Genomic DNA, 20,939 nt, shown 5'->3' on the forward strand with positions numbered 1-20,939 from the left:
ATGTCTCGACCCAGGCGCCGACGAGGTGCGGAACAACGAGGAATGCAGAGGGAATGTCAACCTTCCAGCTCAGCCAGAAAGACATGAAGCAGGCCGAGAACGCGGCCACCAAAGCCGCCGACATCGCGCGCGGGCACGGCTCGTCGGTTCCCCTCGGCGCGGTCGGCGCGGCCATCCCGGGGGCGAAGTCGGTCGGCTTCCTGTCGGAGCTAGGCACTAGCTGGGACGAGGAGATCAAGGCCTGGGCAGACAGCACCGAGGCGTTCGGGAACGACATCGCCGCGACCAGCGCCGACACCCAGACCACCGACGGAGCTGCCGGCGGCCTGTTCGACGACCTCTTCGGCCTCATCGGAGGCAACTAGTGGTCACTCCCGGAAGTTCGTCGGTGTCTGAGTGGTCAGGGCACGCACATCGCTGCGTTGCCGTCGGTCGACGGGCCACCGGCCCGCCTCCCTCCGACGCCTTGCGCTGCACGCACCCTGACCACTCATACCCTCGAAGAACTTCCGGGAGTGACCACTGATGACGCTCACCTTCGGCGAGGTCCAGACCTGGCGGTCCGCACCGCTCGGCAAGGCGGGTGAGAGCGTCAAGAAAGATGCGGACGCCCTCGAGGAGAGCCGAGACGGGCTCGAGAAACAGGGCATCCCCGACTCGTGGCAGGGGCTCTCGCGGTTCTTCGCCGTGGCCCGGCGCAACGCCCTGGTCGGCCAGATGACGACCCACGTCGAGGGCAAGCGCAAGCTTCAGCGAGCACTAATCGCCGCCGAGACCGACGTCATCGAGATCGAGCGCCTGGTCAAAGACGTGGTCGACACGGCGCGGACCCAGGAGTTCGGGATCGCGGCAGACGGATCGGTGACCGACGGCGCCACTCCCCCGGAGTTCAACAACAGGTGGGAGGCCGAGGAGTACGGCCGCGGCCGCAGCGGCCAGGCCCAGGCAATCGCCGACGACATCTCCACCATCCTGGCGAACGCGGCGGTGGTCGACGCGACCATCGCCAACGGCATCCCAGCGGGTCATGTCTCGGAGATCGACGAGCGGGGCACCGTCTCCCCCGAGGTCGCCAAGCGCTGGTCCGAGCTCAGCGACGACGAGCGCAAGGCGATCATCGAGCAGCAGATCGAGGAGCTCGCCGAGGCCTACGGCATCGACAACCCCACGATCATCTGGGAGCAGCTGAGCGGCAACGGCTCGTGGAGCGAGGAGAACGGCGGCGAGGTCCGACTCAACATCGACAATATCGACGACCCCGACATCCTCCACACCGTCGCCCACGAGATGCAGCACGCCCGCCAGCACGAAGCCGTCCGGGACAACAACGACTGGCAGTTTCCCTGGGAGGACGACCCGTTCGACATGCACGAGGACGACGGGATCACCGAGGACCAGGCCGACGCGTGGGAGGACAACTTCGACAACTACCAGGACTCCGACGGCCCCGATGACCCGGAGATCCCCGGCGACGCCTACGAGGAGTACTACGAGCAGCCGGTCGAGTCGAACGCCCGGGACGAGGGCAGGGAGTACGTCGACGGGCTGACCGAGGACGAGCTGGACCGGCTTCTTGAGGAGAGCCAGGAATGAGAACCTACGAAGATCTGGTCACCGCCTATCTGTCCGAGCCCGGGCCGGCCACCTTGAGTGCACTGCGTCGGGCCGTGCGATCCGCGCCGAACTTCAGCGCGGACCTCACCTTCGACCGAACCGTCGACCCGCTGCTCGCAAGCGGCAGGTACGCCGAGGCGGTCACCGCCCTGCGCGAGCTGATGCCCGGCGGCCTGTTCAGCCCCGGCGTACACACCCGCCTCGCCAGCGCGTTGCGCCACACCGGACAGACCCAGGTCGCCGCGCGGGAGTCCACGCTCGCACGCGCCGCCGTCGCCAGCATCGTCTCCACCGGCGACGGCAGCGCCGAGCGGCCCTGGTCGGTGCTACGCGTCCGTGACGAGTACGACGTACTCAGCTCGATGAAGAAGACTCCGGCTCGTCAGGAGCTCGTCAGGGACGGAGCGCGCTACCTCGACCACCACATCTGCGCCGACGGCAGCGACGTCTACTTCGACGTCACCGAGCTGTTCGATCGCGTCTGAGCCGACGGAAGGAGCCATCATGCGGAGCACGCCTCGCCGGGCGGCGTACGCGAGCGCACTGGTCGGCCTGCTGGTCGCCGCGAGCACCCTGGCCGGCTGTGCTGACGGGTCCAGCGGGGACGACGGCGGTGACTCGAACGGGACCGAGCAGTCCGAGCCGGCCGGTGACGTCCCGTTCAGCCTGGTCCTGCCCGACCAGCTCTGGGTGAGCGCGGACGGGAGTGAGGTGCTGGCCGACTGCGCGGGCGGCATCTGCCGCTGGGACGCCGCCGAGGGAACCCTCCAGCAGGTCGACGACGGCAGCCACGTCGCGGTCAGCCCGGACTGGTCGCTGTTCGCGAGTGTCGGGGACGGCGCGACCGTGGTGCTCACCGATGAGTCGGGCGAGGTCGTCCGCGAGCTCACCGGGCTCCACGACGAGGACGTCGTAGACGCGTCGCCGGTCCGGGCGGTCGCGTTGAGTCCCGATGGCACGCTGGTCGCCGGCGCCGACATGGACGGCCAGGTGATCGTCTGGTCGGTCGAGGACGGCGCCGAGGTGGCCGCCATCGAGACCGGCGGCGACGACGCCTCTGCGCTTGCCTTCAGCCCCGACGGCGAGCTGCTCGCGGCCGCCAGCGACCAGGTCCGCGTGTACGCCGTCGACTCCGGCGACGCCGTGGCCACCGCGGAGGGGTCCGGGTCGACGGCGTTCGGCCTGGCCTGGAGCCCGAACGGTCGGTGGCTGGCGGGTCCCGGCACGGACGGAGCGCCGACGGTGTGGGAGACCGACGACTTCGCCCAGGTCGACCAGCTTCCCGAGCGTCAGCTGCGCGACCTCGCCTTCGCGCCCGGCTCCGACACCCTCGCGGTCACCGACACCAAGGACGACGTCGTCCGCCTATGGAGCCTCGGGGAGTCCGCTAGCGAGAGCCCGGTCCGCGAGCTGGTCGGCCACTCCGACGAGCCCGGCGCGGTCGTCTTCTCCCCCGACGGCCGGACCCTCTTCTCGGTGGAGGGGTCCGACGGCGTCATTTCGTGGGAGGTCCGGACCGGAGCGATCCGCGACCGGTTCGAGCTCCCGAAACGCTGACCGGCGCCCGCGGGCGCCCGAGGTCGAACCGCCCGCACACCTGCCGAGTACCACCCAGGCGAGCGCTACTTCTTGCCGCCCTTGTCGGTCGGACCGGTGGTCGACAGCGCCGCGATGAAGGCCTCCTGCGGCACCTCGACCCGGCCGACCATCTTCATCCGCTTCTTGCCTTCCTTCTGCTTCTCCAGCAGCTTGCGCTTACGGGTGATGTCGCCGCCGTAGCACTTGGCGAGCACGTCCTTGCGGATCGCGCGGATGTTCTCGCGGGCGATCACCCGGGCGCCGATGGCCGCCTGGATCGGCACCTCGAACTGCTGCCGCGGGATGAGCTCCTTCAGCTTGCCGGCGAGCATCACGCCATAGCCGTACGCCGCGTCCTTGTGCACGATCGCGGAGAACGCGTCGACCGGCTCGCCCTGGAGCAGGATGTCGACCTTGACCAGGTCCGCCGCCTGCTCGCCGGAGCGTTCGTAGTCGAGCGAGGCGTAGCCCTTGGTGCGCGACTTCAGCTGGTCGAAGAAGTCGAAGACGATCTCACCCATCGGCAGCGTGTAGCGCATCTCGACCCGGTCCTCGGACAGGTAGTCCATGCCCTGCAGGCTGCCGCGCTTGGTCTGGCACAGCTCCATGATCGTGCCGATGAAGTCCGCCGGCGCCAGGATCGTCGCGCGGACGACGGGCTCGCGGACCTCGGCGATCTTGCCCTCGGGATACTCGCTCGGGTTGGTCACCTCGACCTCGGTGCCGTCCTCCATGGTGACCTCGTAGACCACGTTGGGCGCGGTCGAGATCAGGTCGAGGTTGAACTCCCGCTCCAGCCGCTCACGGACGATCTCCATGTGCAGCAGACCGAGGAAGCCGCACCGGAAGCCGAAGCCGAGCGCGCCGGAGGTCTCCGGCTCGTAGGCCAGCGCGGCGTCGTTGAGCTGGAGCTTCTCCAGGGCGTCGCGCAGCACCGGGTAGTCGTCACCGTCGATCGGGTACAGCCCGGCGAACACCATCGGGTTGGGGTGCTTGTAGCCGCCGAGCGGCTCGGTCGCTCCGTGATGCTGGCTGGTGACGGTGTCGCCGACGCGGGACTGGCGAACGTCCTTCACGCCGGTGATCAGGTAGCCGACCTCGCCGACACCGATCTCCCCGGCCTTCACCGGCTCCGGGCTGATCACGCCGACCTCGAGCATCTCGTGGACGGCACCGGTCGACATCATCTTGATGCGATCGCGGTGGGTGAGCTTGCCGTCGACGACCCGGACGTAGGTCACCACGCCGCGGTAGGTGTCGTAGACCGAGTCGAAGATCAGCGCGCGGGCCGGCTTGTCGGCCTCACCCACCGGCGGTGGGGTCTGCTTGACGATCTCGTTGAGCAGCTCGGCCACTCCGGCACCGGTCTTTGCGCTGGTCAGGAGCACGTCGGCCGGGTCGCAGCCGATGATGCCGGCCAGCTCCGCGGCGTACTTCTCCGGGTTGGCCGAGGGCAGGTCGATCTTGTTGAGCACCGGGATGATGTGCAGGTCTGCGCCGAGCGCGAGGTAGAGGTTGGCCAGCGTCTGCGCCTCGATCCCCTGCGCCGCGTCGACCAGCAGTACGGCGGTCTCGCAGGCCTCCAGCGACCGCGACACCTCGTAGGTGAAGTCGACGTGGCCCGGGGTGTCGATCATGTTGAGGATGTAGGTGCCGGGCTCGGCGTCCTGCTCGTTGCCGGCCTCGACGGTCCACGGCATCCGGACGGCCTGGCTCTTGATCGTGATCCCGCGCTCGCGCTCGATGTCCATCCGGTCGAGGTACTGCGCCCGGGCAGCGCGCTCGTCGACGACACCGGTCAGCTGCAGCATCCGGTCGGCCAACGTCGACTTGCCGTGGTCGATGTGGGCGATGATGCAGAAGTTACGGATGATCGCCGGGTCGGTCTGGCCTGGCGCGGGCGCGTGCTTGTTGGCCACGTACGTCTTTCGTCGGATCGGTGCTCACTTCGAGGTCGCGACATTCTCCCATGCGCACCCAGCAGACCCCGCCTCGGCGACGATTCGCCGACCGCGCCCAGACGCGATGTCTGATGCCAGACATTTCTTGCTTCTGATCGAAGTTGATCGCTTCTACCCCTTTTCACGCAGTGATGTTGGTCATACATTCGGTGGAACGCGTTCCACTTCTTGGAAGGTCCCCTCACATGCGCCACTCCTCGACCACGCTCGCCAAGCTCGCCGCCGGCCTCACCGTCGGCCTGCTCGCGCCACTTCTGGTGGTGATGATGTCCGCGCCGGCACGAACCGAGCCCGCTCCCCCGGCGGCCGCCGCCTGCTCCTTGACCGCGACCGGGGGAACGGTCACCAAGACGATCTGGATGGGCGCCACGCTGCGCAGCTACAACATCCGAGTGCCCGCCGGCCTGTCCGGGAGCGTGCCGCTGCTGGTCAGCCACCACGGGCTCAACTCCAACGCGTTCTTCCAGGAGACGACGACCGGCTGGAGCCCGTACGCCGACAGCAAGAAGTTCATCGTCGCCTACCCCGCCGGCAGCAGCTGGGGACAGGGCTGGACCCTGACGCCCAACTCCGGGGACTCGGCGTTCGTGAAGAAGATGGTGGACCAGATCAAGGCCACCTACTGCGTCGACGCCAACCGGGTGTACGCCGAGGGCGGCTCGCTGGGCGGCTACATGACCCAGCGCGTCCTGTGCGACCACGAGAGCACCTTCGCCGCCGGCGTCAGCACCATCTCCGGCGAGCTCACCACCGGCTGCACCATCGACCGCCCGGTCTCGGTCGGCATCGTCAACGTCGAGGGCGACCCGCTCTTCCCGACCTCGCCGCAGAGCACCGACGCCCGCGACGCCTGGCTCGAGCGGAGCGACTGCGAGACCACGGGTACCGCCGTACCCAATCAGTACGGCGCCAACAGCCGGGTCTACTCGTGTGCCGCCGGTGAGCAGGTCCTCTGGCGTACCTACGCCGGCACCAGCCACGCCTACCCGACCGGCGCCGCGCTGACCGACTTCCACGACCGCGTCTGGTCGTTCCTGCAGGCCCATCCCAAGGCCTGACGCCACTTCACCTGGAGGAAGAAGATGTCCATCACCGCATCACGGCTCCGGCGGCTCGCCGCCGGGCTCGCCGTCGGGATCGTGGCGCCACTGCTCGTGGCGCTCGTCCCGGCCCACACCCAGGCCGCCGCACCCGCACCCGCGGCCGCCTGCTCGCTCACGCCGACCGGCGGCACCGTCACCAAGGTGATCTGGATCGGCATCGAGGCGCGCAGCTACAACATCCGTGTCCCGTCCGGCCTGTCCGGCAGCGTGCCGCTGCTGATGGACTTCCACGGCCTCGGCTCCAACGCGTTCTTCCAGGAGGTCGCCTCCGGCTGGAGCCCGTACGCCGACAGTAAGAAGTTCATCGTCGCCTACCCCGCCGGCAGCAGCTGGGGCCAGGGCTGGAACCTGCTCCCGAACTCCGGCGACTCCACGTTCGTGAAGCGGGTCGTCGACCAGGTCAAGGCGACGTACTGCATCGACAGCAACCGGGTGTACGCCGAGGGCGGCTCGCTGGGCGGCTACATGACCCAGCGGGTCCTCTGCGACCACGAGAGCACCTTCGCGTCCGGCGTCAGCACCATCTCCGGCGAGCTGACCACCGGCTGCACCGTGAGCCGGCCGGTGTCGGTCGGCGTGGTCAACGTCGAGGGCGACCCGCTCTTCCCGACCTCGCCGCAGAGCACCGACGCCCGCAACGCCTGGCTGACCCGCAGCAGCTGCGAGACCACCGGCACCGCCGACCCGAACTCGTTCGGTGCGAACGGCCGGGTCTACTCGTGTGCCGCCGGCGAGCAGGTGCTCTGGCGCACCTACACCGGCACCAGCCACTCCTACCCGACGGGAGCGGCGCTCACCGATTTCCACAATCGGGTGTGGTCGTTCCTGCAGGCGAACCCGAAGCCCTAGGGCCCTCCCCTCACCCAGGAGGGGAGGTCAGCGCGCGAGCGGGATCCGATGGACCCGCTCGCGCGCCTGACCGGTGAATAGGTGCGCGTCGCCGTTCGCCAGGTCGTAGACCACCGACCACTGGGTGTGGTCCTGCCGGACGTCGTACAGCGTCTCCAGGGCAGCACCCACGGTCATCCGGCCGTCGCTGTCGGCGAGCCGCTCGGTGCAGCCGTTCCATCGGGGGTACGCCGATCGCTGCGGCTCGGGCACCGCTCCGTAGTTGAAGTTCTCCAGCACCAGCCAGGGCTGCTGCTCTGGCCGGTCGTGGAAGGTGAGCCGACCGCCGACGAACTCGACGATCGTCGCGGCGCCGGCGCGGTCGGCGATCAGGTAGTGCAGCGGCGGGCCACCAGCGAAGTCCAGGTTGTACGCCGCCACGACCGCCTTGGCGCTCTCGACGGTCCGGCACCGGTCCAGCACCAGTCTCTGCACGCTGACCCCACCCACCGCGAGCAGGTCGTCGGAGTACGCCGCTCGGGCGCCCTCGTCGGCGGCCAGGCCGATGAACAGCCCGTGCTCGTTGACGCCGTCGAAGGCCAGGCTCGGCGCGCGCGACATGCTCTCGCGGACACCCGCGTCGTCGAGGTCGAGTGGCCGGCGAATGTCGTCGAACCCGTAGTAGGCGAGATCGGTGACCGCGGTCGAGGCGAATCCGTTGCTCGGGCGGGCGCGGACGACCATCGCAGGGTGGGGATCCCAGTCGAAGTTGCGGGCCACGATCGGGCGGTCCGGGTCGCCGAGCGCCGCGAACAGCGTGCAGCCGAACGGCGGCAGGCTCGCCGTCACCGCCCACTCGGCGCGGGCGGCCGCGTTCAGCTCGCCCTCTCCCTCGACCGTGGGCGAGCTGCCCCACCAGTCGATCTGGTACGTCGGGTGCTCGTCGATGCGGACCACCGAAGCCAGCGAGCGCTGCTGCTCGGCGCCGGTCTGCACGATCCGCAGAGGCTCGGCCGTCGTGGTTCCGCCGCCCTTCGGCGTACCGCTGCCCGGCGCCGACGGCTGCGCCGTCTCGGCCGGCGAGCCGCTCTCGCTGCAGCCGGCCAGCGGGGTCAGGGCGGCACCGGCCGCCACGCCCACACCGGCCTGGAGCACCTCTCGACGGGACAACACGCTCATCAGCATGGCACCGACGCGCCGGCAAACGCAGATGCGAGCAGGCAACAGGTTGGGCACGATGTGCGCGTGCACATTCCTCACGGAAACACCGCCCAGCGCCTGGAGTGGCGCTTCCTGCCGCCTGAGCTCCGCGCAGCCATCGAGGAGCGCTGCGGCGCGCCGGTCGTCGACTCGGTGTCGCAGGGTGCGGGCTTCACGCCCGGCTTCGCCTCGGTGCTGACCTGTGCCGACGGGAGCCGGCACTTCGTGAAGGCCGCCTCGACGAAGGCGCAGCGGATGTTCGCCTCCGCCTACCGTGAGGAGGCCCGCAAGCTTGCCGCGCTGCCGCCCGAGGCGCCGGCGCCGCGGCTGCTGTGGACCATCGACGAGGACTGGGTGGTGCTCGGTCTGGAGTACGTCGAGTGCCGCAACCCGCACCGGCCGTGGCGGGACGACGAGCTGGCGGCCTGCCTGGACGCGGTCGAGCTGGCAGCGAAAGTCCTCACCCCCGTCCCCGAGGGTCTGGAGCTCGGCAACTTCCTCGACGAGTTCAGCAACTGGCCGGAGAACTGGGACCGCGTCGCCGAGTCCCGGCCGGACCTGCCCCATCTCGCCGAGGCCGCTGAGCTCGCCGCCCGGTACACCGAGATCGCCGAGGGCGACACCGTGGTTCACACCGACGTCCGCGATGACAACTTCCTGATCCGGCCCGACGGCAGCGTGCTGATCTGTGACTGGAACTGGCCGGTCGCCGGCGCCGACTGGCTGGACTCGCTGTTCACGCTGATCGGACCCCGCGGCGACGGCATCGACGTGGACGCCGTGATCGCCAGCCGTCCGCTGCTGCACGACGTACCGGCCGACCACATCGACATCGCGTTGGCACTGATCGCCGGCTACTTCTTCACCTCCGCCGACGAGCCGGTGCCGCCGAGCTCGCCGCATATCCGCGACGCCCAGGCCTGGCAGCGCGACGTCATCTGGGCCTGGCTCGGAGAGCGGCGCGGCTGGAACCCGTGAGGTCGGCACTCGTCGTCGCCGGCTGCGCGGCGGCCGCGTTCCTGGGCCTGCTCGCGCTGGTGGTGGCCGGGTGGGCGCCACTGCACGAGGTCGACACCGAGACAGTCCGGCGGATCACCGATGTCACCCGCCGCCACGATGGGTACCGGCGCGCGCTGGCCGCGCTGACCGACGCTCTGAACGCGGAGTGGACCGTGCTCGCGGTCGCGGTCGTCTCCCTCCTGCTCTGGTGGCGGCGTCGGGCGGGGACTGCGCTCTGGCTGTTCGGAGTGGTAGGGATCGGCAGCCTCGTCGGGCCGGTCCTCAAACAGCTGGTCGACCGGCCGCGGCCGGAGATCGCCGAGCCGGTCCATGCCTTCTCCGGGCTGAGCTTTCCGTCCGGGCACTCCGGCAGTGCCACGTTGGCCGCGGCGGCACTGCTGCTGGTGGCGTGGCCGCGGCTGGGCCCCGGCGCCCGGGTAGCGGCGGTCGTGGCTGCGGTGGCGTTCCCGCTGCTCTCGGGCTGGACCCGGCTCGCACTGGGTGGCCACTACCCCAGCGACCTGCTCGGCGGCGTTCTGCTCGGGATCGCGTGGGTGGCTGCCTGCGCCCCGCTGCTGCCCTGGCTTCGGCGCCGGTGGGATTTGGGCGGCTCGGAGGCCCGCTGCTAGAGTTTCAGGTCGCGTGTCTACTGCCGGGTCGTCTCGGCGTTCCGGCCGCGAACCCAGACTTTCCGACCATTGACACACGATCGAAAGCGCAGCGTAGTGGCGAACATCAAGTCCCAGATCAAGCGTAACCGGCAGAACGAAGCTGCCCGCGAGCGCAACAAGTCGGTGAAGACCGGCCTGAAGACCGCCGTCCGCAAGTTCCGCGAGGCCGCCGAGACAGGCGACAAGGACGCCGCGCTCGCGGCCGGCCGCGCCGCGTCGAAGAAGCTCGACGTCGCGGTGTCGAAGGGCGTCATCCACAAAAACCAGGCCGCGAACCGCAAGTCGGCCATCGCGAAGCGGGCCAACTCCCTCTGAGTTCAGCACCGCCACGCTGCACGGCGCCGTCCCATCGGGACGGCGCTTTCGTGCATTTCGCTTTCGTGCATTTCGGGGGCCGGGTCAGCGCGCCTCGCGCAGACCGGTGACGGTCAGCACCAACCGTTCCATCGCGTACGACGCGTCGGTCGCCGCGCCCTTGATGTCGGCGTCGGCCCGAGCGATCGCCTGGATCGCGCTCGCGATGCCGCGGTCGGACCAGCCGCGAGACTGATCCCTGATCGAGCGCACCTTCCACGGCGGCACCCCGACCTCGCGCGCCAGGTCGCCCTCACGCATCCCCCGCGGCGCGGCCAGGTAGCGGGCGATCCCGCGGGCGCCGCCGGCGAACGCCGAGGTGACCAGCACCGGCGGCGTACCGCCGTCCAGCGCCCACCGCAGCTCCTCCAGCGCCGCGGCCGTCCGGCCGGAGAAGGCGGCATCGGCGACCGCGAACGACTTGGCCTCGGCCCGGCCGCCGAAGTACTGCTTCACCTTGTCGACCGTCAACGGCTCGCCCGGGAAGTCGTTGGTCAGCTGATGGGCGGCCGCAGCGAGTGAGCGCACGTCCTGGCCCACCGACTGCACCAGCACCGAGGCGGCCTGGGAGTCGATCCGAGCACCCTGCATCCGGACCTCGGCCTCGACGAAGCGCGGGAACTCGCTCGGCTTCAGCGGCTCGGACTTCACCTCGGTGACCGAGCCGAGCTTGCGCAGCTTGGTCAGCAGCCCGGACCCCTTCTGACCGCCGTTGTGGACCAGCACGAGCGCCACGTCGTCTGCCGGCTGCCCGGCGTACTCCAGGACGGCGGTAGCCGCGTCGTCGGAGAGGTTCTCCAGCTCCCTGACCACGACACAGCGCACCGTCGAGAACAACGACGGCGCCGCCAGCTCGCCGAGGGCGGCCGGTGAGAGGTCCCCGGCGGTGGCATCGGACAGGTCGGCCTCGGCATCGTGCTCGCGCACCGCACGCCGCACCGCCCCCACCGTCCGGTCGTTGAAGAACTCCTCCTTGCCGGTCACCAAAGTGACCCGCCCCAACACATCACCCGCCCGCGGACCCGCCATGGACGCAACCCTGTCACACAACACCGACACCTCGGACTATTGGTCATCTCCATTGATCCTCGGCCTGGCGGGCGGTGGCTCGGCGGCCGGTGGGCAGCGTCAAGCGGCTTGGCCGCGGCGCGCGCGTACGGCGCGCAACCACCATGGACAACACGCGCGCGACGCGCCGCCGCAGCGCCCACTGGCCGTCGAGCCGCCGTCCGCCCACCGTGGCGAATCAACGGAGATGACCACTAGCGCCCCGTCACCACCCGCAGCTCACCTCCTCTCTCGACGACGACCAGGTCGCCGCGCTCGTCGGTACGGAGGACCTCGGTGCCGGCGGCTTCGAGGGTGTCGACGAGCTCGGGAGCGGGATGGCCGTAGTCGTTGTCGGCGCCGACCGAGACCAGCGCCAGCCGCGAGCGCAGGCCGGTCAGGAAGTCGAAGTCCTGGTAGCGGCTGCCGTGATGCGGCACCTTGAGCACGTCGACGGTCAGGCCCGGGAGGGCTGCACCAAGGGCGGTCTGCGCCTCCGGCTCGATGTCACCAGTGAGCAGCAGCCGTAGCCCGCGTACCTCGACCAGCAGGACCAGACTCGCGTTGTTGGCGCGGCTGCCCTCGTCATCGCCGGCGCCCGCGGCCGCCCGGCCGGCCGGTGCGATCACCTGGATGGTGAGCTCGCCGATCCGCCGGGTCTCGCCGTACCCGGGTACCCGTTCGACCGCCCTCACGCCCGCGGCCTGGCGCGCCACGATGGCCGCGCTGTCGGCCGGCTCGCGCAGCGAGGTCACGTCGATCTCGCCGACCTGGCGGCCGTCGAGTACGCCGGGAAGGCCGGCCACGTGGTCGATGTGGAAGTGGGTCAGCACCAGCAGTGGGACCGTCCGGACGCCGAGCCGGCGCAGGCAGCGGTCCATCGCCTGCGGCTCCGGGCCGACGTCGACCACGACGGCTGCCCCTCCGCCCGCGTTGACTACCAGGCCGTCGCCTTGATCGACGTCGCAGGCTGCCAGCACCCAGCGCCCCGGCGGCCAGCCCGGGGTCGGCACCTCGACCAGCAGCACCACGGCGAGCAGCACGCAACCGGCAGCCCCGGCCATCGGTCGCGCCAGCAGGCGCGGTCCGAGCAGCAGCACCGCTCCACAGACCGCGACAAGGCCGAGCACTGCCCACGCGCCGCCACCCCAGCCCATCGACGCACCGGGAAGCGCCGCGCAGATGTCGGCGACGGCCACGATCCAGGAGGCGCACCAGCCGGCCGCGGTACCGAAGAGTCGGCCGAGGTCGTCGACGACGAGACCCACCAGGCCGGCCAGCACCCCCAGCACCGTCGCCGGCCCGACCGCCGGCGCCACCAGGAGGTTGGCAACCACCGCCACCAGGCTGATCTCCCCGGAGAGCACCGCGACCAGCGGCGTACAGACCAGCTGCGCGGCCAGCGGCACGGCGAGCGCCTCGGCGAGCCATCGGGGCAGCCAGCGCCGCAGGGCATCCCGCCAGGCCGGGCCGAGGAACAGGATCCCCGCAGTGGCCAGGACCGACAGCGCGAAGCCGGCCGAGGTCGCCAGCCACGGGTCGAGCAGCAGTAGGCCGAGTACAGCACAGCCGAGCGCGCGCGTTCCGCGCTCGCGGCCGTTGGAGCCCATCGCGATCAGCGCACAGGTGCCCATCGCCGCCGCTCGGACCACGCTCGGCTCGGTCCGCGCGAGCAGCACGAAGCCGACGATTCCGACCGCGCCCACGACGTAGAGCCACCTGCGGCGCACACCCACCCACCGCGCGACGATCAACAGGAAGCCCACGATCAGGGTCAGGTTGGTGCCGGAGACCGCGAGCAGATGGGTCAGCCCGGAGGTCTGGAAGTCGGCGACGACCTCCTCGGGCAGGTCCTGGTCGTCGCCGGCCACCAGCGCCGGCACCAGCGCACGGGGCGCGTCCGGCGTGTGCGCCACCGACTCGCGGATCGAGGCACGCACCGCCGCGGCCCCGCGCCACGCGAGGCTCGGTCTCGAGACCAGTTCCGGGTCGGATCGGGCGGTGACGACCGCCGCCAGGTCGTGGTCCTCGGCCGGTGCCAGCCGGCCGAGGAACCGGACCGTGCTGCCGAGCTGTACGTCGCGCCACGAGCTGTCGCCGATGACCAGCACCGGCACGCCGACCCGGTGCACCTCGCCGCGGCCGAGCACCTCGTGGGTCCGCGCGCGAACCACGACGTACTCCGAGAACCGGCCCTGCTTCGTGCGGGGGTCGGAGGTGATGGTCACCGCAGTCCGAGCGGCCGCCCGCTCGACCGCCAGCTCCGCGACCGGGCTCCGAGCGACCATGGCCTCGCGCAGCAGCGCCGAGCCACCCACCGCGGCCGCCACCAGCAAACAGGCGAGCACCGTCCGCGTCCACGGCCGCCGTCGGACGCCGAGCAGCAGCCCGGCACCGCCCGCCAGTGCGGCCAGTCCTGCCCACCACGGCAGCGTGAGCGCGACCAGGCCGCCGAGCCAGGCCGCCGCGCCCAGGACTGGCATCCGTAGGTCCGGCGCGTCCACGCCGTCCCGCCCGCCATCCTCGTCGGCTTCGGCATCGGGCAGGTGCGGCATCGGAGGCTCCAGCGTCTAGATCGTGACGTGGGGAGCGAGGTCGGCGAGGGTGGCGTCACCGATGCCGTCCACCTCCAGCAGCTCGTCGACGCTGCTGAAGCCGCCGTTGGCGGTGCGCCAGTCGATGATGGCCTGGCCGGTGACCGGGCCGACCCCGGGCAGCTCGTCGAGCTGGGCAAGGGTCGCGGTGTTGAGGTTGACCAGGCCGGTCGGGTCCGGGGCACCGGCGCTCGGCACGGCGGCACCCGGCGCGCCGGTCGGTGCCGGCATCCCGACCAGGATCTGCTCGCCGTCGACGAGCACTCGCGCCAGGTTCAGCGAGCTGAGGTCGACGCCGCGACGCACCCCTCCGGCCGCATGGATCGCGTCGTCGACCCGGGAGCCGGAGTCGAGGACGACGATGCCCGGACGGCGCACCTTGCCGGCGACGTCGACGACGACCTCACCCGACGGCGTCGACCCGGCTGCCGCACCGGTCATCGGCCCACCGCTCGGCGAGCCATCGGGTACGCCGGTCAGCGGCGCCGCCGGCGCGGCCGTCACCGACTCCCCCGGCTGCTGCCCGCGGATCACCCACCACGCGGTCACGGCCAGGCCGAGCGCCACCAGCACCGCGACCACGGCCAGCTGCCCGGGGCCGAGCCGGACCCTCCCACGCAGGGTCGGCGGCACCACCTGAGGCAGTGGGAACGCGGCCGCCCGGCGCGCGGCATGCCGACCCGGCACCGGGATCCGGGTCGGCGGCTCATCGTCGTACGCCGGCTCAGGCTCACGGAGACCGGGCACGTGGGTGTGGTCCTCGGCCGCGGCGAGCCAGTCCATCGGCACCCGGGTGTGGGTCGCGGGATAGGTCACCCGGCCCGGAGGCACGACCGTGTCTGGCTCGTCGTACGTCTCCTCGGGCATGCCGCGAGTCGCGGCGAGCTCGGCACTCAGCAGCTCGAGGCGGCGGGAGACGGCCTCGGCCTGGGCGGCGGTGTGACGACGGGAGCGCATGCCCAAGAACGTAGGCAGCGCGACTCGCTCCCGAAAGCCGGTAGTCGCCGGCTGTGGATAACTCGGCGGTCCGCGATCTGTGGACGAAAACCGGGCCGGCTAGCTGCCGGGCAGTCTCGGCACGTCGAGCTCGCCCTTGCGGAGGCGGTAGACCTGAAGCCGGAGGTCGTAGTACTTCTCCGTCTCGCCGACCCACTCCATTCCGATCGACGTGGCGGTACGGGCACCCCGCTCGTTGCGAGGCCGGACGACGGCGAACAGCTCCTCGACCCCGGACTCGAAGACATGGTGGGCGACGGCGTGACCCGCCTCAGCGGCGTACCCCTGACCCCACGCCGACGGATCGAGCTGCCAGCCGACCTCGAGGTCCGAGCGCTCGGGCGGCAGCGGGAGCACCGCTACGCCGCCGAGCACGGTGCCCGTGTCGGCCGCCGTCACCGCCCAGCGACCGGCTGGCGGCACCGGTGGAGTGTCCAGCCAGGACGAAATGACCGTTGCCATCTCATCAACCGACGAGATGCGCGACATGGCGGGGCTGAGCCAGCGGGTGACCGCGTCGTCACCGAAGACCGACAGTGCCGCCGGCGCGTCGTCGGCGGTCCACGGCCGAAGAACCAGCCGCGGAGTGCGGATCGTCGATCCCTGGATCAAGACGCGGTGGTCTCCGCCGGAACTGGTCACACCAGCAAGACAACCCGCGAGTGTCGACTATTCCCGCCCGGCGTCAGCCCACGATCGGCGCGACGCAGGTGGCCAGCATGCCGGGCCCGACGTGTGCACCCAGTACGGCGCCGAGCTCGCCGCAGCCGACCTCTCGGCCGGACAGGTTGTCGGCCAGCCGCTCGGTGAGCCGCTCGACGAGCTGCTCGGCCGCGGTCGGGTTCGCGAGGTGCGCGACGCTCACCTCGACCTGGCTCTCCCCCGCCGCGGCGACCGCGAGATCCGCGAGCCGGGTCAGCGCACGCGAGGAGGTGCGCACCTTCTCCAGGGTCGCGATCCGGCCGTCGTCGATCCGCAGCAGCGGCTTGACCGCCAGCGCACTGCCGAGCACCGCCGCCGCCGCGCCGATCCGGCCACCGCGGCGCAGGTACTCAAGCGTGTCGACATAGAACAGAGACGTCGCCGCGGACGCCCGGCGTCGCGCGGCCGCAGCGGCGTCGTCGAGCGAGCCGCCGCCGGCGACAACCTCCGCCGCGTCGAGTACGGCGTACCCGGTGGCGTAGCCGACCTGCCGCGAGTCAACGGGCAGCACCTTCGCCTTGGCCTCGCGGCCCGCGACCTGCGCTGACTCGAAGGTGCCGCTCATCTCGCCGGAGATATGCACCGACAGGATCTCCTCGACGCCGTCGGCCGCGAGCCCGTCGTACACCTCGAGCATCGTCGCCGGGCCGGGCCGTGACGTGCTCACCGGCGTCCATTCGCGCAGCGCCTCGGCCACCAGGTCCGGCGTCGCGCCGCCCTCGACGCCCTCGTCGTAGACCTTGGCCCCGATCACGACCTGGAGCGGGACCACCACGATGTCGTGCTTGGCCACCAGCTCGGCCGGCAGACTCGCGGTCGAGTCGGTGACGATCGCGATCCTGGGCATGGCCAGAGACTACCGGCGCGCGCGGGGCAGGTCGCAGCGCGCGTTCGCTGGCTGGTCAGCCCGCCACGATGTTGACCAGCTTCGGCGCGCGCACGATCACCTTGCGCACCTGCTTGCCATCCAGTGCCTTGACGATGGCCGGGTCCGCCATGGCGGCCGCTTCCAGGTCGCCTTCGCTGATCGCCGGCGAGACGTCCAGGCGGGCCTTGACCTTGCCCTGCACCTGGACCACGGCCACCACGGAGTCCTGGACCAGCAGCGCCTCGTCGACCTTCGGCCAGCCGGCGCGCGCGACGCTGGGCTGGTTGCCCAGCCGCTCCCACATCTCCTCGGCGGTGTACGGCGCCACCAGGGACAGCAGGATTGAGACGGCCTCGACCGCCTCGCGCACCGCCGGGTCGGCCGGACCGCAGCCGGAGTCGATCGCCTTGCGGGTCGCGTTCACCAGCTCCATCACCCGCGCGACCATCACGTTGAACCGGTAGCCCTCGACCAGCTCCTCGGCATCACGCACGGTCCGGTGCGTCACCCGCCGCAGCGCCACGTCGCCGTCAGCCGCCTGCGTACCGGGAGCCGAGGTGACGTCACCGCTCAGCCGCCAGGCCCGCTGCAGGAAGCGCACCGACCCGCCGGGCGACATGTCCGCCCAGTCGATGTCGTCCTCCGGCGGCCCCGCGAAGACCAGGGTCAGCCGCACCGCGTCCACACCGAAGTCAGCAAGTTGGTCCCCCAAACTGACGCCGTTGCCCAGCGACTTGCTCATCTTCTTGCCCTGGTTGATGACGATGCCCTGGTTCAGCTGGGATGCGAAAGGCTCCCGGAAGTCCAGCATCCCCATGTCGGCCAGCACCTTGGTGAAGAACCGCGCGTACAGCAGGTGCAGTACGGCGTGCTCGACGCCGCCGACGTAGATGTCGCACGGCATCCACGAGTTCACCAGCACCGGGTCGAACGCCTGTGTGGCATCGGTCGGCGAGCAGTAGCGGAACATGTACCAGGACGAGTCGACGAAGGTGTCCATGGTGTCGGAGTCGCGCTTGGCAGGTCCCCCGCACTGCGGGCAGTCGACGTTGACCCACTCCTCGGCCGCGGCCAGCGGCGAGACGCCCTTCGGCTTCAGGTCGGCGCCGCGCAGCTCCGGCAGCTCGACCGGCAGCTGGTCCTCGGGTACGTCGACCTCGCCGCACTTCTCGCAGTGGATCACCGGGATCGGCACACCCCAATAGCGCTGCCGGCTCAGCAGCCAGTCACGCAGCCGGAAGTTGACCGCGCCCTTGCCCAGGCCCTTCTCCTCCAGCCAGGCCGTGATGGCGCGCTTCGCCTCGGCGACGGCCATCCCATTCAGGGAGATCTCGTCGTTGGCGGAGTTGATGGCGGGGCCTTCGCCGTTGTAGGCCTCGCCCTCCCAGTCGTCGGGCACCTGCACGGTGGGCACGATCGGCAGGTCGAACTTCTTCGCGAACTCCCAGTCGCGATGGTCCCCCGACGGCACCGCCATGATCGCGCCGGTGCCGTACTCGGCCAGCACGTAGTCGGCCGCCCACACCGGGATCCGCGCGCCCGTGGCCGGGTTGATGGCGTGCACGCCCAGGAAGACGCCGGTCTTCGGCCGGTCGGTCGACATCCGCTCGATCTCGGACTCCTTGCGGACCTGCTGCAGGTAGGTGTCGTACGCCGGCCGCTGCTCGTCGGTGACCAGCTCGGCGGCCAGCGCGGCGTCCGGAGCGACCACCATGAACGTCGTACCGAACAGCGTGTCCGGACGGGTCGTGTAGACCGTCATCGGCTGATCCCGACCCTCGACCGCGAAGTCGACGTGGGCGCCCTCGGACCGGCCGATCCAGTTGCGCTGCGCGGTGATCACCCGCTCCGGCCAAGTCGGTGCCAGCACGTCCAGGTCGTCCACCAGCTCCTGGGCGTACTCGGTGATCTTGAAGTACCACTGGGTCAGCTCACGTTTGGTGACCTCGGCGCCGCACCGCTCGCACTTGCCGTCGACGACCTGCTCGTTGGCCAGCACGGTCTGGTCGTTGGGGCACCAGTTGACCGGGCTGTTCTTGCGGTAGGCCAGCCCGCGCTCGCGGAACTTCAGGAACAGCCACTGCGTCCAGCGGTAGTACTCCGGGTCGGAGGTGTGCAGCCGGCGAGTCCAGTCGAAGCTCAGCCCGTAGTTCTTGAACGACGCGAACTGGGTCTCGATGTTGGCGTAGGTGTACGTCGCGGGGTGCTCGTCGTTCTTGATCGCGGCGTTCTCGGCGGGCAGCCCGAACGAGTCCCAGCCCATCGGGTTCAGCACCTCGTAGCCGCGCTGCCACCAGTAGCGCGCGATCACGTCGTGCAGGGCGGTCACCTCGGCGTGGCCCATGTGCAGGTCGCCGGAGGGGTACGGGAACATCGTCAGCGCGTACCGCTTCTCCCGGCCCGACGACTCGTCCGCGACGAAGGTGTCGAGTCCGTCCCAGACCTTGCGCCACTTCTGCTGGGTCGCCTCGATGTCGTACGACGCGTCTTCCTGGGTCATCGTCCTGCTCTCTCTGTCGATCCTGTCTGGCCTGGTTGGTGGTCGGGCATAAAAAAACCCCTCACACAGAGGGGTGGCCGCGCGATCTGTTCGATCAGCGCGGCTGGCCAAGAAGCAGGAACTGCGAACTCATGGACTCATAGTAACCGGTTTGCGTTCGACGTGACTGCACACATTTCGTTCGACGCGCGGTTAGACTCCCGCCCACTGCAAGTACGAGGGGTGGAGTTGTCGAATCATGGCCCGACCCCTGAGTCGCTTGGTCGGCACAGGGCAGCCAAGGAGAGACGGAACGTCCGGTGGGGACCGGTCGTCGCCGTACTCCCAGTAGTTGCCGCGATCGCCGGCGGCGCCTACGCGGTCCGATCGATGAGCAGCGACGACGACGGCAGTGCCGACGGCTGCGGTGGACCTGCGATCACGGTCGAGGCAGCACCGGAGATCGCCGAGGTCATCCAGAAGGTGACGGCTGACTGCGACAACATCGAGGTGAGCCCGACCTCGTCCGCTGAGACCGCCGAGAAGGTCGTGGCCGGCGAGGGTGCTCCCGACGTATGGATCCCGGACTCGTTGCTGTGGGAGTCACGGGTAGCTCAACGGGCGTCGACGCCACCGCGGCGGCTGATCACCTCACTCGCGACGACGCCGATCGTGATCGCCTCCAGGGTCAAGGACCCGCCCACCACCTGGTCGGACCTGATCAGTGACCGCGACCTGATCATGGGCGACCCGACGACCAGCACCGCCGCCGTCCTTCCGCTCGTCGGAACCGGAGCCGAGTCTGATCTCGAGAAGTCCAGCCAGCTGATCGTGCCCCTCGCCCAGGCGCAGTCGGAAGGCGACGGCGAGTTCCCGACCGACGCGAAGCGGGTCGAGTTGGTGGAGTCCGATGAACAGGCCTTGACCGCGGTCAGCGAGCAGGTCGTGCTCAGCCGGGCGCCCAAACTGCCGATGACGGTCCCCGCCAAGGGCACCGCATTCCTTGACTACCCGGTGCTGCTGACCACCTCCGACGACCGGCGTGCGGACGTCGAAAGCACGACCGAGGCGCTGACCGAGGTACTCAGGTCACCGGAGTTCAAGGAGAGGCTCACCAAGGCGAAGTTCCGCTCGACCGACGGCGCTGACATCAAGAACGGCGTCCAGGACATCACGCGCCTGGCGCTGCCGAACGCCAACGACCTCGGGTCGCTTCTCGGTCGGTGGGGAGCCCTCGGCCGGCCCGGCTGGATCCTGACTGTGGTCGACGTGTCCGGCTCAATGGACTTCGAGTCCGGCAACAGCACTCGGGTCGAGCTGCTGGCGAGCAGCGTCGAGAGCAGCTTGCGTCTGTTCCCCGACACCGCCGGCATGGGGATCTGGGTCTTCTCCGAGAAGCTGGAGGGCGACACCGACCACCGGGAGCTGCTGCCCACCCGGCAGCTGGACGCCGAGGTCGGGTCCGGCACCCAGCGGGACGCGATCCTGGGCGAGGCGCGGAAGCTGCCGACGATGACCACCGGCGGTACCGGCCTCTACGACACCGTGCTGGCCGCCTACCGCTCCGCACAGGAGGACTGGAAGCCGGGCGCCTTCAACTCGGTGGCGATCATGACCGACGGCGAGAACGAGGACCCGGGCAGCGTCTCGAAGGAGAAGCTGCTGAGCGAGCTCAGGCGGCTGTTCGACCCGGCCAAGCCGGTCACGATCCAGGCCTTCGGCATCACCAAAGACTCCGACATCGAGTCGCTCAGAGAGATCGCCGGGGCAACTGGTGGAGGCGCCTACGAGGTCCTCGACCCGGCTCAGATGGCCAAGTACTTCACGCTCGCGCTCATCGGACAACCCGCCTGAACCCGAGGCAAAACGAAACCGCCATAAATTTGGACGGAACGGGCAAATTTCCAGGTTTTAGTCTTGACATCCGCAAGCACGTCCATTTCAG

Annotated in this window: 18 protein-coding genes; 10 read left to right on the plus strand and 8 right to left on the minus strand. The window is 70.2% G+C overall.

Features of this window, described 5'->3' with window-relative positions:
- Positions 1 to 53: 53 nt before the first annotated feature.
- From DDV73_RS23780 to DDV73_RS23795, 4 genes are all read left to right on the plus strand, one after another.
- Positions 54 to 365 (plus strand): hypothetical protein, encoded by a 312-nt coding sequence (locus DDV73_RS23780; RefSeq protein ID WP_109509747.1) that lies wholly within the window; start codon positions 54 to 56, stop codon positions 363 to 365.
- Positions 366 to 525: 160 nt separating this feature from the next.
- Entirely contained in the window at positions 526 to 1,593 is a 1,068-nt protein-coding gene (locus tag DDV73_RS23785) for a hypothetical protein (RefSeq protein WP_109509748.1), read from the plus strand.
- Complete coding sequence (locus DDV73_RS23790) at positions 1,590 to 2,099, plus strand: DUF4919 domain-containing protein (RefSeq protein ID WP_109509749.1); 510 nt, start codon at positions 1,590 to 1,592, stop codon at positions 2,097 to 2,099. Before DDV73_RS23785 ends, DDV73_RS23790 begins: the two co-directional genes overlap by 4 nt.
- Before the next feature lie 19 nt (positions 2,100 to 2,118).
- The gene (locus tag DDV73_RS23795; protein WP_109509750.1) at positions 2,119 to 3,171 is read left to right on the plus strand and encodes a WD40 repeat domain-containing protein; all 1,053 of its coding nucleotides are present in this window, start codon (positions 2,119 to 2,121) and stop codon (positions 3,169 to 3,171) included.
- 65 nt (positions 3,172 to 3,236) lie between these two features.
- On the opposite strand, the gene lepA is transcribed toward DDV73_RS23795, so the two are convergent.
- Entirely contained in the window at positions 3,237 to 5,111 is a 1,875-nt protein-coding gene (lepA, locus tag DDV73_RS23800) for a translation elongation factor 4 (RefSeq protein ID WP_109509751.1), read from the minus strand.
- A 227-nt stretch (positions 5,112 to 5,338) separates the two neighbouring features.
- On the opposite strand from lepA, the gene DDV73_RS23805 reads away from it, so the two are divergent.
- Positions 5,339 to 6,211: a CE1 family esterase gene (locus DDV73_RS23805; RefSeq protein ID WP_161962521.1), complete on the plus strand. Its 873-nt coding sequence runs from the start codon at positions 5,339 to 5,341 to the stop codon at positions 6,209 to 6,211.
- Between the two features lie 24 nt (positions 6,212 to 6,235).
- Positions 6,236 to 7,105 carry a CE1 family esterase gene (locus DDV73_RS23810; RefSeq protein WP_109509753.1) on the plus strand — a complete coding sequence of 290 codons (870 nt, stop codon included), beginning with the start codon at positions 6,236 to 6,238 and terminating at the stop codon, positions 7,103 to 7,105.
- Positions 7,106 to 7,132: 27 nt separating this feature from the next.
- Here the strand turns inward: DDV73_RS23810 and DDV73_RS23815 are convergent, their stop codons facing one another.
- The gene (locus tag DDV73_RS23815; protein ID WP_161962522.1) at positions 7,133 to 8,257 is read right to left on the minus strand and encodes a linear amide C-N hydrolase; all 1,125 of its coding nucleotides are present in this window, start codon (positions 8,255 to 8,257) and stop codon (positions 7,133 to 7,135) included.
- A gap of 72 nt (positions 8,258 to 8,329) precedes the next feature.
- On the opposite strand from DDV73_RS23815, the gene DDV73_RS23820 reads away from it, so the two are divergent.
- From DDV73_RS23820 to rpsT, 3 genes are all read left to right on the plus strand, one after another.
- The gene (locus DDV73_RS23820; protein WP_240617442.1) at positions 8,330 to 9,262 is read left to right on the plus strand and encodes a phosphotransferase; all 933 of its coding nucleotides are present in this window, start codon (positions 8,330 to 8,332) and stop codon (positions 9,260 to 9,262) included.
- The gene (locus DDV73_RS23825; protein ID WP_161962523.1) at positions 9,259 to 9,912 is read left to right on the plus strand and encodes a phosphatase PAP2 family protein; all 654 of its coding nucleotides are present in this window, start codon (positions 9,259 to 9,261) and stop codon (positions 9,910 to 9,912) included. Before DDV73_RS23820 ends, DDV73_RS23825 begins: the two co-directional genes overlap by 4 nt.
- A 96-nt stretch (positions 9,913 to 10,008) precedes the next feature.
- Positions 10,009 to 10,269: a 30S ribosomal protein S20 gene (rpsT, locus tag DDV73_RS23830; protein ID WP_109509757.1), complete on the plus strand. Its 261-nt coding sequence runs from the start codon at positions 10,009 to 10,011 to the stop codon at positions 10,267 to 10,269.
- Positions 10,270 to 10,353: 84 nt separating this feature from the next.
- On the opposite strand, the gene holA is transcribed toward rpsT, so the two are convergent.
- From holA to leuS, 6 genes are all read right to left on the minus strand, one after another.
- On the minus strand, positions 10,354 to 11,337 hold the full coding sequence (gene holA / locus DDV73_RS23835) for a DNA polymerase III subunit delta (RefSeq protein ID WP_109509758.1): 984 nt from the start codon (positions 11,335 to 11,337) through the stop codon (positions 10,354 to 10,356).
- A gap of 233 nt (positions 11,338 to 11,570) precedes the next feature.
- Complete coding sequence (locus tag DDV73_RS23840; RefSeq protein WP_109509759.1) at positions 11,571 to 13,910, minus strand: ComEC/Rec2 family competence protein; 2,340 nt, start codon at positions 13,908 to 13,910, stop codon at positions 11,571 to 11,573.
- A 15-nt stretch (positions 13,911 to 13,925) separates the two neighbouring features.
- The gene (locus tag DDV73_RS29380; RefSeq protein WP_109509760.1) at positions 13,926 to 14,906 is read right to left on the minus strand and encodes a ComEA family DNA-binding protein; all 981 of its coding nucleotides are present in this window, start codon (positions 14,904 to 14,906) and stop codon (positions 13,926 to 13,928) included.
- A gap of 99 nt (positions 14,907 to 15,005) precedes the next feature.
- Positions 15,006 to 15,587 carry a GNAT family N-acetyltransferase gene (locus tag DDV73_RS23850; RefSeq protein WP_240617443.1) on the minus strand — a complete coding sequence of 194 codons (582 nt, stop codon included), beginning with the start codon at positions 15,585 to 15,587 and terminating at the stop codon, positions 15,006 to 15,008.
- Positions 15,588 to 15,630: 43 nt separating this feature from the next.
- Positions 15,631 to 16,494, minus strand: a complete 864-nt coding sequence (locus DDV73_RS23855; protein WP_109509761.1) for a DegV family protein — start codon at positions 16,492 to 16,494, stop codon at positions 15,631 to 15,633.
- Positions 16,495 to 16,549: 55 nt separating this feature from the next.
- On the minus strand, positions 16,550 to 19,015 hold the full coding sequence (leuS, locus tag DDV73_RS23860; protein ID WP_109509762.1) for a leucine--tRNA ligase: 2,466 nt from the start codon (positions 19,013 to 19,015) through the stop codon (positions 16,550 to 16,552).
- 369 nt (positions 19,016 to 19,384) lie between these two features.
- On the opposite strand from leuS, the gene DDV73_RS23865 reads away from it, so the two are divergent.
- Positions 19,385 to 20,848, plus strand: coding sequence for a VWA domain-containing protein (locus tag DDV73_RS23865; RefSeq protein ID WP_109509763.1), 1,464 nt, complete (start codon positions 19,385 to 19,387; stop codon positions 20,846 to 20,848).
- Positions 20,849 to 20,939 lie beyond the last annotated feature (91 nt).

Origin of the sequence: Nocardioides speluncae, from assembly GCF_003121585.1 — a bacterium.
Lineage (GTDB): Bacteria > Actinomycetota > Actinomycetes > Propionibacteriales > Nocardioidaceae > Nocardioides > Nocardioides speluncae.

Coding starts and splice junctions, on each gene's coding strand:
- DDV73_RS23780 (WP_109509747.1), top strand. CDS start 54: ATGTCAACCTTCCAGCTCAGCCAGAAAGACATGAAGCAGGCCGAGAAC.
- DDV73_RS23785 (WP_109509748.1), top strand. CDS start 526: ATGACGCTCACCTTCGGCGAGGTCCAGACCTGGCGGTCCGCACCGCTC.
- DDV73_RS23790 (WP_109509749.1), top strand. CDS start 1,590: ATGAGAACCTACGAAGATCTGGTCACCGCCTATCTGTCCGAGCCCGGG.
- DDV73_RS23795 (WP_109509750.1), top strand. CDS start 2,119: ATGCGGAGCACGCCTCGCCGGGCGGCGTACGCGAGCGCACTGGTCGGC.
- DDV73_RS23805 (WP_161962521.1), top strand. CDS start 5,339: ATGCGCCACTCCTCGACCACGCTCGCCAAGCTCGCCGCCGGCCTCACC.
- DDV73_RS23810 (WP_109509753.1), top strand. CDS start 6,236: ATGTCCATCACCGCATCACGGCTCCGGCGGCTCGCCGCCGGGCTCGCC.
- holA (WP_109509758.1), bottom strand. CDS start 11,337: ATGGCGGGTCCGCGGGCGGGTGATGTGTTGGGGCGGGTCACTTTGGTG.
- DDV73_RS23840 (WP_109509759.1), bottom strand. CDS start 13,910: ATGCCGCACCTGCCCGATGCCGAAGCCGACGAGGATGGCGGGCGGGAC.
- DDV73_RS29380 (WP_109509760.1), bottom strand. CDS start 14,906: ATGCGCTCCCGTCGTCACACCGCCGCCCAGGCCGAGGCCGTCTCCCGC.
- DDV73_RS23855 (WP_109509761.1), bottom strand. CDS start 16,494: ATGCCCAGGATCGCGATCGTCACCGACTCGACCGCGAGTCTGCCGGCC.
- leuS (WP_109509762.1), bottom strand. CDS start 19,015: ATGACCCAGGAAGACGCGTCGTACGACATCGAGGCGACCCAGCAGAAG.
- DDV73_RS23865 (WP_109509763.1), top strand. CDS start 19,385: ATGAGCAGCGACGACGACGGCAGTGCCGACGGCTGCGGTGGACCTGCG.